The sequence below is a fragment of the Paenibacillus sp. 2TAB19 genome, assembly GCF_052115185.1.
In the GTDB taxonomy this organism is placed as follows: domain Bacteria; phylum Bacillota; class Bacilli; order Paenibacillales; family Paenibacillaceae; genus Pristimantibacillus.
The window spans coordinates 1-13,131 of sequence record NZ_JBFRGE010000020.1 but is presented as its reverse complement, the minus strand read 5'-3'; the positions used below and the strand labels follow the sequence as shown (position 1 = coordinate 13,131).

General features: G+C 51.2%; 13 protein-coding genes and 1 riboswitch. All 13 genes read left to right on the top strand.

Annotated features, from left to right (window positions below; translation table 11 throughout):
• Window positions 1–3: 3 nt before the first annotated feature.
• The 13 genes from AB4Z33_RS11220 (at window position 4) to AB4Z33_RS11160 (ending at window position 12,924) form a co-directional block, all read left to right on the top strand.
• Window positions 4–978: a peptidylprolyl isomerase gene (locus AB4Z33_RS11220; protein WP_442050019.1), complete on the top strand. Its 975-nt coding sequence runs from the start codon at window positions 4–6 to the stop codon at window positions 976–978.
• 162 nt (window positions 979–1,140) lie between these two features.
• Complete coding sequence (gene cysK / locus AB4Z33_RS11215; protein ID WP_442050018.1) at window positions 1,141–2,079, top strand: cysteine synthase A; 939 nt, start codon at window positions 1,141–1,143, stop codon at window positions 2,077–2,079.
• Window positions 2,080–2,240: 161 nt separating this feature from the next.
• Complete coding sequence (locus tag AB4Z33_RS11210; RefSeq protein ID WP_442050017.1) at window positions 2,241–3,815, top strand: anthranilate synthase component I family protein; 1,575 nt, start codon at window positions 2,241–2,243, stop codon at window positions 3,813–3,815.
• Between the two features lie 17 nt (window positions 3,816–3,832).
• Window positions 3,833–4,414 (top strand): aminodeoxychorismate/anthranilate synthase component II, encoded by a 582-nt coding sequence (gene pabA, locus AB4Z33_RS11205; protein WP_442050016.1) that lies wholly within the window; start codon window positions 3,833–3,835, stop codon window positions 4,412–4,414.
• Window positions 4,411–5,304, top strand: coding sequence for an aminodeoxychorismate lyase (gene pabC, locus AB4Z33_RS11200; RefSeq protein WP_442050015.1), 894 nt, complete (start codon window positions 4,411–4,413; stop codon window positions 5,302–5,304). Before pabA ends, pabC begins: the two co-directional genes overlap by 4 nt.
• A 20-nt stretch (window positions 5,305–5,324) precedes the next feature.
• Window positions 5,325–6,185, top strand: coding sequence for a dihydropteroate synthase (folP, locus tag AB4Z33_RS11195; RefSeq protein WP_442050014.1), 861 nt, complete (start codon window positions 5,325–5,327; stop codon window positions 6,183–6,185).
• Between the two features lie 36 nt (window positions 6,186–6,221).
• The gene (gene folB, locus AB4Z33_RS11190) at window positions 6,222–6,608 is read left to right on the top strand and encodes a dihydroneopterin aldolase (protein WP_442050013.1); all 387 of its coding nucleotides are present in this window, start codon (window positions 6,222–6,224) and stop codon (window positions 6,606–6,608) included.
• Window positions 6,586–7,140: a 2-amino-4-hydroxy-6-hydroxymethyldihydropteridine diphosphokinase gene (gene folK, locus AB4Z33_RS11185; protein WP_442050078.1), complete on the top strand. Its 555-nt coding sequence runs from the start codon at window positions 6,586–6,588 to the stop codon at window positions 7,138–7,140. Before folB ends, folK begins: the two co-directional genes overlap by 23 nt.
• Window positions 7,092–7,304: a helix-turn-helix domain-containing protein gene (locus tag AB4Z33_RS11180; protein ID WP_442050012.1), complete on the top strand. Its 213-nt coding sequence runs from the start codon at window positions 7,092–7,094 to the stop codon at window positions 7,302–7,304. Before folK ends, AB4Z33_RS11180 begins: the two co-directional genes overlap by 49 nt.
• Window positions 7,305–7,366: 62 nt before the next feature.
• Window positions 7,367–8,404, top strand: coding sequence for a tRNA dihydrouridine synthase DusB (gene dusB, locus AB4Z33_RS11175; RefSeq protein ID WP_442050011.1), 1,038 nt, complete (start codon window positions 7,367–7,369; stop codon window positions 8,402–8,404).
• Between the two features lie 342 nt (window positions 8,405–8,746).
• Complete coding sequence (gene greA, locus AB4Z33_RS11170; RefSeq protein WP_442050010.1) at window positions 8,747–9,223, top strand: transcription elongation factor GreA; 477 nt, start codon at window positions 8,747–8,749, stop codon at window positions 9,221–9,223.
• 89 nt (window positions 9,224–9,312) lie between these two features.
• Window positions 9,313–10,833, top strand: coding sequence for a lysine--tRNA ligase (lysS, locus tag AB4Z33_RS11165; protein WP_442050009.1), 1,521 nt, complete (start codon window positions 9,313–9,315; stop codon window positions 10,831–10,833).
• A gap of 284 nt (window positions 10,834–11,117) precedes the next feature.
• A riboswitch (cyclic di-GMP riboswitch) is annotated at window positions 11,118–11,213 on the top strand.
• 67 nt (window positions 11,214–11,280) lie between these two features.
• A complete protein-coding gene (locus AB4Z33_RS11160; protein WP_442050008.1) occupies window positions 11,281–12,924 on the top strand; it encodes an LPXTG cell wall anchor domain-containing protein in 1,644 nt (547 codons plus the stop codon).
• Window positions 12,925–13,131 lie beyond the last annotated feature (207 nt).

Below are 13,131 nucleotides of genomic sequence, written 5' to 3'. Positions count from 1 at the left end.
GGAATGAAGAAATACGAGGTGCTGAAGGCCGTTGTCATCCTTCAAGCCGTATGTATGGTTGTGCTTGCTGTCGTTGTGGTCGTCAGAGTGTGGCCATCGCAGCAGCCGCTAGTCGGTGACGGAACACAAGGCAATGAAGAGTCGGAAGGTGTGGGCGATGCGGACGGCAGTTCTCCTTCGGACATGGGGCAAGTTGTTGCCACGGTTGATGGCGAGCCAATTACGATGGCCGAGCTGCAAGCYGAGCTGCAAAAGCAGTACGGAGACGAGGTACTGCGGACGATGATGCTCCACAAAGCGATTGAGCTGGAAGCAGCTCAATCGAATTTGACAGTATCGAGTCAGGAGCAGACTAGAGAACTGGAACTAATGGCTGAAGGCTACGAGAGCGAAGCTGAGTTTTATGAAGTCATGCAAGAGCAGCTAGGCTATACCCAGGAACAGCTGCTGGAGGATGTTCGATATCGCTTATTAATGGAAAAAATCGTTGTTCGCAGTATCGATGTTACCGATTACGAGGTGGAACAGTATATTTCTGAGCATCAGGAAGAGTTCGCCCCCAAAGAGCAATTGCATCTTCAGTGGATACTGACGGAGAACGAGCAGCAAGCTAACGAGGTGCTGGAGCGGCTAACGGAAGGGGAAGATTTCGTTACGATGGCGCGAACGTATTCGATGGATTCGTTCACGGCGGAAGATGGCGGCGATCTCGGGCTTATTGATGCGGACGACCCGTTCTATGACAGCGAGATGATGGATACGGCAAGCCGTCTGCAGATTGCCGAGATGGCTGGGCCGATTGCCGTGGATGGCGGCTTCGCCATCATTCGGCTTGTGGAGCGCAGAATGACAACGACCATGACCGAAAGCCGGCTGAAGGATACGGTTCGCAAGCAGCTTGCTTTGGAGCTAGCAGGCCCGATGAGTGCACAAGAGGAGAAGCTGCTTGTCAAATATAAAGCGGTTAAGAACAAGTAGCCACTCGTTTATCAGGACGATGAATGGGATGGCTAGGATATAGCTGAGTAATCAGGCAAAATATAGATAAAGTCGCTATTGACAACGGATGCAAGACATTGTTAAGATGGAATTAGTTTAATAACCTACTAATTTAGTCGGAATAGGGAGGCAATCATTTCCATGGCTAGAATCGTGAATAGTGTTACAGATCTAATCGGCGATACACCGCTTGTCCGTTTGAACCGTCTCGTACCTGAAGGCAGCGCAGAAGTTTACGTGAAACTGGAGTACCAGAATCCAGGCGCAAGCGTGAAAGACCGTATTGCAATCAGCATGATCGAAGTAGCTGAAGCACAAGGCGTACTTAAGCCTGGCGATACGATTATTGAACCAACAAGCGGCAACACAGGCATCGGGCTTGCTCTTGTCGCAGCAGCGAAAGGGTACAAGGCTATTCTTGTAATGCCTGAGACGATGAGCCTTGAGCGTCGCAACCTGCTTCGCGCTTACGGCGCTGAGCTTGTTCTGACGCCAGGATCGGAAGGCATGAACGGAGCGGTTCGCAAAGCGGAAGAGCTTGCGCAAGAGAACCCTTCGTACTTCCTGCCGCAACAATTCAAGAACCAAGCGAACGTGAAGATTCACCGCGAAACGACTGGTCCTGAGATCGTAGAAGCGATCAACTCGCTTGACGGCAAGCTGGACGCTTTCATCGCTGGTATCGGCACTGGCGGTACGATTACAGGCGCTGGCGAAATCTTGAAGAAGAATTTCGACGGTATCAAAATTTACGCGGTTGAGCCTGCGGCTTCCCCGTTGCTCTCCGGCGGCAAGCCAGGTCCTCATAAGATTCAAGGTATCGGCGCTAACTTCGTGCCTGACATCCTGGACCGTGAGATCTATGACGGCGTTATTACAATTGAGAACGAAGATGCTTTTGAATACGCGCGTCGCGCAGCGAAAGAAGAAGGTATCCTTTGCGGTATTTCTTCCGGCGCAGCGATCTTCGCAGCGCTTCAAGTTGCCAAAGAACTTGGCGAAGGCAAACGCGTAGTAGCGATTGTTCCAAGTAACGGTGAACGTTACCTGAGCACACCGCTCTTCAACTTCGACAACTAATCCATAACGATAGCTGCAATTCAAGCCTTCCATTCCTCGGAGTGGGAGGCTTTTCTCCATTTACTGCCTGGGCCCTTCAAGAAAGAAGCCACGCCCTTTTCTTTTGCCGCGCTATTCTGTATACTAGGCAAAATAAGTCAGATGAACGGGGGTTGAGGGTGATGGTCACCGATAGAAAGCAGTGGGTCCGGTGGCACGCCGAGCGGAAATATACGACGCTTCCGTTGCTTAAGGAATTGCCGATTCAGAGCCGTGATAGCGGCATAGTCACTTCTTGGGAAGAAGCATGGCAGGACGCATCACCGTATGCCGTTGTGCTGGAGAGCGGGAAGGATGGCAAGTATACGTATTTGGGCTTGCATCCGGATGCCATTATTCGGGGCAAAGGACTGACTGCCGAGTCCGTCACCTACGAATCGCTAGAGGAGCAAAGCCGGCGCAACTGGCATGGCAAGCCGCTTGAAGTGATGAGGGAATGGATGGCGGGCGCAGTCGGACCGCGTCTAGCTTATGGACCGAAGTGGATCGGCGGCTGTGTCGGCTACTGGAGCTATGATGTGATACGTTCGATAGAACGTTTGCCGGAGCTTGCGGACGATGATCTGACTTTGCCGGATTACTTGTTCATGCGAATGAATGAACTATGGATTATTGATCATGAGCGCTCTGTCGTTTATTGTGCTGTCCATATGCCAATTGATCCGAACGCCAGTGAGGAGGAGCTGCTGGAAGCCTACGATCGTGCGCTGTCTCGCGCCGAGGGGATGACAGACTACTGGCTGACATGGTTCGAAGAAGAGAAAGCGTGCCGCAAGGCGGAGGCGGTCAAGGAGAAGCGCCTTAAGCTGACGGAAGCGGATCATCTTCATATCGACATCGAACAAATGAACGATATTAGCTCACCGTTCAAGAAGCAGGCGTATATGGACGCCGTAGAAGCGATTCGCAATTATATCGGCCAAGGCGATGTGTTCCAGGTAAATCTGTCCCAGCGTCAAAGCCGTGCGATTGATACGTCACCGGAAGAGCTGTACGAATGGCTCAGACTGTTCAATCCGTCGCCATACATGGGCTTCCTGCGCTGCCCTGACTTCCAGCTGGTGTCGGCTTCACCGGAGCTGCTCGTAGAGCTGCAGGACGGCAGATTGGCAACGAGGCCGATTGCCGGCACGAGGCGCAGAGGGCGGACAGAGGAAGAAGACCGCCAGCTTGCAGAGGAGCTTGTCGCTAACGAGAAGGAGCGCGCCGAGCATATTATGCTCGTCGATCTGGAACGCAACGACCTCGGCCGTATATCGACGTACGGGACGGTTGAAGTGAAGGAACTTATGGTCATCGAGTATTACTCGCATGTGATGCACCTCGTGTCGCAAGTCGAAGGGGTTCTTGCCGAAGGCAAGGACGCATATGACGTCATTGCGGCTACGTTCCCGGGAGGCACGATTACAGGAGCACCGAAGATTCGAACGATGGAAATTATAGAGGAGCTTGAGCCGGTACGCAGAGGTCCGTACACGGGATCGCTCGGCTGGATTGACTATAACGGCGATATGGAATTTAATATTATTATTAGAACGATGGCTATCAAGGATGGCGTTGCTCATATACAGGCAGGTGCCGGTATCGTGATCGACTCGAATCCGGAACGCGAATATTATGAATCTCTGAACAAAGCGAAGGCGTTGTGGAAGGCCGTTCAGTATAGCGAACAGTTGGCCGGAGCAAACAACGGATAAGAGGGGGAGCTTAGACGATGATCCTTGTAATTGATAATTACGATTCCTTTACGTACAATCTCGTTCAGTATTTGGGAGAGCTTGGCGAAGAGATTGTGGTCAAAAGAAATGACGAGATCGACCTAGCGGGCATTGAAGCGCTGAAGCCCGACCATATTCTCATTTCGCCAGGTCCTTGCTCGCCTAATGAAGCGGGAATCAGTCTCTCGCTCATCGACCATTTCAAAGGCGTTATACCGATCTTCGGCGTATGCCTAGGCCACCAATCGATCGGACAAGCGTTCGGAGGCGAGGTTGTCCGCGCGGAGAAGCTGATGCACGGCAAAACTTCACTCATTCATCATGACAGCAAGTCGATCTTCGAAGGCATGCCATCCCCGTTCACGGCGACGCGCTACCATTCGCTGATCGTTCGACGCGAGACGCTGCCGGACTGTCTCGAGATTACGGCTGAAACGGATGAAGGCGAGATTATGGGTCTTCGTCATAAGGAATACGCGATTGAGGGCGTTCAATTCCACCCTGAATCGATCATCACGGAGCATGGCCTGACGATGCTTCGTAACTTTTTGCAAAATAAAACCGGAGCCGCGCGATGAAAGTCAGCTTGAACGGCTCTGTTAAGGAAGCAGGCGAAGCCGTGATCTCGGTCTACGATCACGGTTTTTTGTACGGTTTGGGCCTGTTCGAGACGTTCCGTACTTACGGCGGCCGTCCTTACCTGCTGAACCGCCATCTAAGGCGGCTGCAGGCTGGCTGCGAACAGCTAGGCATTCTGTATCGCGGCGATGAGAAGGGAATTAGCGAACAGGTGACGGAGCTGCTGGCTGCGAACGGCCTGACGGACGGTTATGTCCGTCTGACGGTAAGCGCAGGTGTTGGCGAGCTTGGTCTGCCAACGGGCGATTACGAGCAGCCGAGCGTGCTGCTGCTCGTGAAGTCGCTGCCGCCGGTCAATGATTCGATTCCTATGCATGGAAGAGAGCTGAGGCTGCTGCAGACGCGGCGGAACACGCCGGAAGGCGACATCAGATTCAAATCTCTCCATTATATGAATAATATTATTGCGAAGCGTGAGCTGCTTGCCTCTTCTCCTCCGTCAGGAGCCGAGGGGCTTATGCTGACGAAGGAAGGCTGGATCGCTGAAGGCATTGTGAGCAATCTGTTCTATGTGAAGGACGGCATTTTGTGCACGCCGGCTATTGATACGGGCATCTTACCCGGTGTAACGCGCGAGCGTGTTATCGAGCTTGCACGGGAAGCGGGGCATGCGGTGCATGAAGGACATTTTACATGGGAAGAGCTTGTACGGGCTGATGAAATATGGATGACTAACTCCATACAGGAGCTTATACCGATTACGACGCTATCCGACATTGCGAGCAGGAACGAGACTGTACAAGTTGGCGACGGTTATGCGGGAGATCTGACGAGAGGCTTGCTAGCGCTCTATCGTGCGGATACATCGCGACTTGTCGGGAATGAATAACGGTTAAGGAGAGTGGCAGCATGAGCAAGAGCAGCACGCATAATAGACATTGGTTATATGAGTTGAACGGCGGCATTCGGCTGGAGCTTGGCAAACGTACATTAATTATGGGCATTCTCAATGCGACGCCTGACTCCTTCTCTGATGGCGGCAAGTATACGGGGGTGGATGCTGCAGTAGCCCACGCGCTTGCTATGGTGGAGGATGGGGCGGATATTCTCGATATCGGCGGCGAATCGACGCGTCCGGGTTTCGAGCCCGTTCCTCTTGATGAGGAGCTGCGGCGCATCATTCCTGTTATTGAAGCGGTGCGGAAGGAAATTCCGCATTTACCGCTGTCTATAGACACGTATAAGGCTGCTGCTGCACGTCAGGCGCTCGAAGCGGGCGCTCACATTATTAACGATATATGGGCCTTGAAGGGTGACCCCGAGATGGCGGCAGTGGCCGCAGAGTTCGGCTGTCCCGTTATTCTTAACCATAACCGTCATGCGCGGGACTACAACGATTTCGTGCCCGATGTGCTGGCTGATCTGCTTGGCAGTGTCGAGATCGCGAAGACGGCCGGCGTTTCGGAGACTCAGGTATGGCTCGATCCCGGTATCGGGTTCGCCAAAACGTACGAGAACAACTTGGAGCTGCTTGCTCGCTTATCCGAACTGTCGGCGCTGGGCTATCCGGTGCTGCTCGGCACATCGCGCAAACGGTTTATTCGCGACACGCTGAGCTTGCCCGTGGAAGAGTTGGCATTCGGCACAGCCGCGACAGTCGCGCTTGGTATCGCGCAAGGCAGTCATATCGTAAGGGTGCATGACGTTCGCGAGATGAAGCAGACCGCTTTGATGACGGACGCTATTTTGAAATTTAAGACAACAAAGTAAGAAATAAGACGTTTGCCTGTGAGGGGAGTGACGGAAATGGACCAAATGGCGATTAAAGGGATGCGCTTCTACGGGTATCATGGCGTTTTTGCCGAAGAGAATAAGCTGGGGCAGCAATTTTACGTCGATGTCGTGCTGCATATGGAGCTTGGCCAAGCTGCTGAGACCGATGATTTGAACTATACAATTAACTACGCGGAGATCCATGCATTCACGAAAGAGATCGTGGAAGGACCTCCTTTCAAGCTGATTGAAGCTTTAACAGGTCACATTGCATCACGGGTTCTGGAAGCTTATACTATGGTAAATGAAGTGACGGTTCGAGTAACAAAGCCGCATCCTCCGTTCGATATCCACTTTGACGGGGTAACGATCGAGATGCGGAGAAAGCGGGATGCACATGGAAGAGCGATTCCCGCCTAACGGGCAGTCATTCGAAGCGTACGTCGCTTTAGGGTCGAATATGGGAGAGCGAGAGCAGCTTCTGATGGAGGCTATCGGACTGATTGACCATGAACCAACCATTGAAGTACGGAGTGTGTCGGGCATCTATGAGACAGATCCTGTCGGCTATACAGATCAGCCTGCATTTCTGAACATGGCGATAGCGATCCGCACTTCGCTCAGTCCGATCGAACTGCTGCGCAAGCTCCTCGAATATGAGCTGCAGCTAGGGCGAGTTAGGCAGATACGTTGGGGACCGAGAACCATTGACCTCGACCTCCTGCTATACGATAATGTCAGAATGGATCAAGAGGAGCTGACACTGCCGCATCCGCGCATGATGGAGCGGTCATTCGTGCTTGTGCCGTTAAACGATGTTATCGAAGTATCGCATACGCTGCAGAGTGAGGTTGCACGTGCGGCCGGCAGCGCGCTTCAGGATGGAAAGGAAGGCATCACGTTATGGAAAACAATCAATTGGCGCAGCGCGTCAGAGCCTTTCGGAAGCTGAAGGGTTACACACAGCAGGAGCTGGCCAAAGTACTTGGCGTATCTGTTGCGGTATTGGGCTCGCTTGAGCGCGGTACGAGGAAGACAGACCCGAAGCTGCTTAACCATATCGCGAGCACGCTTGGGATCGACTATGAGGAATTAATGTCGGATAACCGTGAATAAAGCCTGACGTCCGGCACAGGGCGCTTGGGATCAAATAATATCAATGAGGAGTTTGGAACGGCATGCTGAAAATCGGCGACATCGAGATGAAGAATAGGGTCGTGCTGGCGCCGATGGCAGGCGTGTGCAACCCTGCTTTTCGTTTAATAGCAAAGGAATTCGGAACGGGACTTGTATGCGCGGAGATGGTGAGCGACAAGGCGATCCTGCACGGAAATAAACGAACGATGGAGATGCTGTTCGTTGACGAGCGCGAGAAGCCGCTTAGCTTGCAAATATTCGGCGGCGACCGTGAGTCGCTGGTCGAGGCGGCGAAGGTTGTCGATACGCAGACGAATGCAGACATTATAGACATTAATATGGGATGCCCCGTACCGAAGGTAACGAAATGCGACGCCGGCGCTCGTTGGCTGCTTGACCCGAACAAAATCTATGAGATGGTATCTGCTGTCGTAGACGCAGTGAAAAAGCCGGTTACGGTGAAGATGCGTATCGGCTGGGATGACGAGCATATTTATGCGATCGAGAACGCTCGTGCGGTTGAGCGCGCAGGCGGCAAAGCCGTTAGCGTACATGGACGGACGCGGGAGCAACTGTATACGGGCAAGGCGAATTGGGACATCATAAGGGATGTCAAACAATCGGTATCTATTCCCGTAATTGGGAATGGCGACGTATTCTCGCCAGAAGACGCGAGAAGGATGCTGGATCACACCGGCGTCGACGGCGTTATGATCGGACGCGGCGCGTTGGGCAACCCATGGATGCTCTATCGTACGATTCAGTACTTGGCAACGGGCGAGCTTCTGGGCGATCCGGCACCGCGCGAGAAGATGGAAGTCGCGATCTTGCACCTTGACCGACTGATCGCGCTGAAGAACGAAGCGGTAGCCGTGCGCGAGATGCGCAAGCACTTAGCATGGTATTTGAAGGGCTTGCCAGGCGGCGCGCGCGTGAAGGACGTTATTATGGAAGAAACGGACCGCGATCGCATGGTGGCGATTTTGGAAAATTATATTCGTTCATTGGAGGAAGAGGCCGTGCAGGAGCAGAATGGCGCTTCATCCGTCCATACCGCAGCGGAAGAGATCATTCATTAAATGGATCGCCGGTTGCCGCTGCTTTTAATGGAGCGCCATGTCGGAGCATGCTTCATTTTGGAGGCAGCGGCACTTGCATCGACAAAGTTCGACAGATGTCGGCATGATGCGGAATGTATGGATTCACGCCTAAGTGAAACGGTTTCAATGGGACGTTTGGCTTTGATTGACATTGGGGGCAACTTTGAAATATAATCGTGCAATATAATCCAAAGAGGCTCTCAAGAGACTCCTTTAAAGTGAAATGACTCAAGGTATGATGGCAATGAAGCGTAATATATTAGGTAACAGTGAATTCATACACGGTATGAAAATAAGTCACACGACGGGAGAATCGGAAAGATGAACGATAAGCAAATCATTCTGACTCAGGACGGCTTAAAGAAGCTTGAAGAGGAACTGGAAACCTTAAAGTCGATCAAGCGCCGCGAAGTCGCTGAGCGGATCAAGGTTGCAATCGGTTATGGCGATATTAGCGAGAACTCCGAATACGAGGACGCGAAGAATGAGCAGGCATTTATCGAAGGCCGTATTATTACGCTTGAGAAGATGCTTCGTAATGCGCGTATCATCAATAACGATGATATCGATATCGATACGGTGAGCATTGGTTCGATTGTAACGGTTGAAGATATGGAATTCGGCGACACAATGGAATATGCGATTGTAGGCACTGCGGAGTCCGATCCGCTCCAAAATAAGATTTCTAATGAAAGTCCGGTTGGCAAGGCGATTCTAGGCAAGAAAAAAGGCACCGTTGTAGAAGTGAACGTACCAGCCGGCATCATTCAATATAAAATTGTCGATATCAAAAAATAAGGTTTGCGATGAATGGTTTAGAAAGCTTCCTTGCCGGAAGCTTTTTGAACGTTATCGGTTACCCTTACGTATCAGGGAGATGAACGAAAGTGGAACATGAGAATAACGAGCAGGGACAGGAGCAGGAGCTTAGTGAGCTTCTGCAGATCCGCAGAGACAAACTAGACGAGCTTCGCGCTTTAGGCGTTGACCCATTCGGCAAGAAGTTCGAGCGCACTCATAATGCCAAAGATATACTAACAGCCTATGAAGCGTCTACGAAGGAAGAGCTGGAAGGCCAAGCGGTTAAAGTGAGCATCGCCGGCCGTATTATGCAGAAGCGCGGCATGGGCAAGGCAGGCTTCGCGCATATCCAGGACTTGAGCGGCAAGATTCAAATCTACGTCCGCAAGGACACGGTCGAAGAGCATAAGTTCGCTGCTTTCGATCTGCTTGATATTGGTGATATTGTCGGCGTACATGGCGTCGTGTTCAAGACGAATACAGGCGAAGTTTCCGTCAAAGCGCAAGATGTTGACGTATTGACGAAGTCGTTGCTTCCGCTGCCTGACAAGTACCATGGCCTGAAGGACGTCGAACTGCGCTATCGTCAACGTTATGTCGACCTGATTGTGAATCCGGACGTTCAACAAACGTTTATTACCCGGTCCAAAATCATTCAATCGATGCGCCGTTATCTCGATTCGAGAGGTTACTTAGAAGTAGAGACACCAACGTTGCACTCGATAGCGGGCGGAGCTGCTGCTCGTCCTTTCATCACTCATCATAATGCGCTAGATATGCAGCTTTATATGCGTATTGCGATCGAGCTTCATCTAAAACGTCTTATCGTGGGCGGCTTGGAGAAGGTATATGAGATCGGCCGCGTATACCGCAACGAGGGTATCTCGACGCGTCACAACCCTGAGTTCACAATGATCGAGCTGTATGAGGCTTACGCTGACTACAAAGATATTATGGCTCTGACCGAGAATCTGATTGCGCATATCGCACAAGAGGTGCTTGGCACAACGAAGATTATGTACCAAGGCCAAGAAGTCGACTTGACTCCGCAATGGCGCCGCGTCTCGATGGTAGATCTCGTGAAGGAACTTACAGGTGTCGACTTCAGCGTGGAGATGACCGACGAGGAAGCACATCGCCTTGCTAAAGAGCATAAAGTTGCGGTTGAGCCGCATATGACGTTTGGTCATATCTTGAACGCGTTCTTCGAAACATTTGGCGAGCATACGCTCATCCAGCCTACGTTCGTTACCGGACATCCGGTTGCGATCTCGCCGCTGGCGAAGAAGAGTGAAGCCGATCCGCGCTTCACGGACCGCTTCGAGCTATTCATCGTAGCACGCGAGCACGCGAACGCCTTTACCGAGCTGAACGATCCGATTGACCAGCGCGAACGGTTCGAGGCACAGCTCGTAGAGAAAGAGCACGGCAACGACGAAGCGCATGAGATGGATGATGACTTCATCCGCGCCCTTGAATACGGCATGCCGCCTACTGGCGGTTTGGGAATCGGCATCGACCGTCTCATTATGCTGTTAACGAATGCGCCTTCGATCCGGGACGTACTGTTGTTCCCGCATATGAGAGATCATCGCTCTGGCGAGTAAGAGACGAGCTATATGGAAGCAAGATATAAATAACTATAGAAGCGTGGCCGTGTTGATGGTGAATAACCGTCTGACGGCCGCGCTTTTTCTTATTTCTTCTACTAATTATCATGATGAAATTTGTCGAACAAACGCATGAATACGCATACATTTAATGGCGTGAAATTTATGTTCTCAAAATGCTAATCTAGTATTGACACCTTCATAGTAACAGTAATAGAATAGGACTTGCGAATCACAATTGTTACATATTTATGCAAAAAAGCTAACAAAACAACAATATCTCATGTAAATCGCAAACCATCCGAAAGGTTGGGACGCAAAGCCAGGAGTCTAAGGCATCGTTAAGCTATCGATGCTATGATCGTCCGACCGCCATGAACTGTCATGGCGGTCTTTTTTATTTTGCGGAAGCCATGACGTCATATATTATGGGGGAGGGTATTTATGATTAAGAAGAAGTGGTTGAAGTCAGCCCTATTGTTGAAGTTGGTCGTCATCTTAACGATCGGTACGGCTGGTACGGTTTTTGCCCATGGAAGCGGCGGTGGGGCGGCAAGCAATTGCAGCGGCGATTATGTGGATGAGGTCTTCTTTTACAACTATAATTTTTCCCTATCCGATGATGGGGACCAAGTCGTTAGCGGTTCCCGCGACTACGATAAAACCAATTTGAACTGGAATGCGGGAGATGGTTATGCCATTACTTGCGTGAAAGTTGAAGGGTTATCGGATGGTGCAACTAAAACCTATGAGTATGACGGCGGTGCTATTAGCGGAAGTGGCCTTCAGGCGCCTCAGTATGCTTATGAGAAATACGAAAAAGTCAACGGTAAGTGGAAATGGGTAACTTATTATAAAGAACAAACAATATCCTATGTGAAATTTTACTACAAGGAACTGCCGGCTCCAGGCTGCACGGAAGGCTACGATGCCAGCTATAAATATACGGTAGGTAATTCTAATAGCTTTGAAGTAGGACCTAGCGGCAAAAAAGTCGTGAGCGGCGAATTAAAGAACAACAAGAAGACTGTTAATTGGAACGTAATCAACGACACGGATTTATTGAAACATGATGTCGTGTGCGTAAAGATTACTTGGAAATCGGGCAACAAATATAAAACGGAGACGACATCCTACGGAGCAAGCGGGACCAAATCCGGTTCCTCGACAGCTCAGACGGATAAAATCCGTGAAATCGAGTTTTTCGTGAAGAAGACTGTAATTGTACCGACACCGGAACCAACAGCAACACCAGAACCAACACCGACTCCGACGCCGGAGCCGACAGCAACACCAGAACCAACAGCGACCCCGACACCGGAGCCGACAGCAACACCAGAACCAACAGCGACTCCGACACCGGAGCCGACAGCAACACCAGAACCAACAGCGACCCCGACACCGGAGCCGGCAGCAACACCAGAACCAACAGCGACTCCGACACCGGAGCCGACAGCAACACCAGAACCAACGCCGACTCCGACACCGGAGCCGACAGCAACGCCAGAACCAACGCCGACTCCGACACCGGAGCCGACAGCAACGCCAGAACCAACGCCGACTCCGACACCGGAGCCTACAGCAACGCCAGAACCAACGCCGGCACCGACACCGGAGCCGACAGTAAAGCCAGAACCGACACCAGTTCCGACACCGGAACCAACGGTAGAGCCGACAACGGAACCAACGACACAACCAACAACAACACCAAGGCCAGCTCCTACGCCGGTAGAAACGCCAGAATCGACACCGGAACCAACGGTAGAACCGACTCCGACAGTTGAGCCAACAGCAACACCGGAAACAGAAGTTGTTGTTGACGAAGACGATACGCCTCAAGGATCGGTAGACGCAGGTGAAGAGGAAGTTGTCGAAGAGGGTGACAACGAGGTACCGCAAGGATCGGTTGACACTGATACGGATGCAGTTAAAGAAGAAGACGAAGCATCTGTTACAGACAACGAAGTTCCATTAGCAACGCTTCCGAAAACAGGCGATACAAGCTCGTTGCCTACTTATATGGCAGGTCTTGGCCTGCTGTTGATTGGATTGCTTACGTTCAAAAAGAAAAAATCAACAAAAGCATAGAATTAAGAATTGCTAAGCAACTGCCCTGATAGCCTTTACGGTAATCGGGGCAGTTTTTTTGTCGATTGGTCTTGTTTATAAAGGAACTGAGGAGGTTTTGGAGTGTCGGTCCCCGCCTTTTTGTAAAATTTTGATCTATTTTTTTGCTAGATAGTATTGATTTACTAGAATCATATGGTAATATAGGACTATAGATAGGACTATAGA

Coding starts and splice junctions, on each gene's coding strand:
- AB4Z33_RS11160 (WP_442050008.1), top strand. CDS start 11,281: ATGATTAAGAAGAAGTGGTTGAAGTCAGCCCTATTGTTGAAGTTGGTC.
- pabC (WP_442050015.1), top strand. CDS start 4,411: ATGAAAGTCAGCTTGAACGGCTCTGTTAAGGAAGCAGGCGAAGCCGTG.
- greA (WP_442050010.1), top strand. CDS start 8,747: ATGAACGATAAGCAAATCATTCTGACTCAGGACGGCTTAAAGAAGCTT.
- cysK (WP_442050018.1), top strand. CDS start 1,141: ATGGCTAGAATCGTGAATAGTGTTACAGATCTAATCGGCGATACACCG.
- dusB (WP_442050011.1), top strand. CDS start 7,367: ATGCTGAAAATCGGCGACATCGAGATGAAGAATAGGGTCGTGCTGGCG.
- folB (WP_442050013.1), top strand. CDS start 6,222: ATGGACCAAATGGCGATTAAAGGGATGCGCTTCTACGGGTATCATGGC.
- pabA (WP_442050016.1), top strand. CDS start 3,833: ATGATCCTTGTAATTGATAATTACGATTCCTTTACGTACAATCTCGTT.
- folP (WP_442050014.1), top strand. CDS start 5,325: ATGAGCAAGAGCAGCACGCATAATAGACATTGGTTATATGAGTTGAAC.
- folK (WP_442050078.1), top strand. CDS start 6,586: ATGGAAGAGCGATTCCCGCCTAACGGGCAGTCATTCGAAGCGTACGTC.
- AB4Z33_RS11210 (WP_442050017.1), top strand. CDS start 2,241: ATGGTCACCGATAGAAAGCAGTGGGTCCGGTGGCACGCCGAGCGGAAA.
- AB4Z33_RS11180 (WP_442050012.1), top strand. CDS start 7,092: ATGGAAAACAATCAATTGGCGCAGCGCGTCAGAGCCTTTCGGAAGCTG.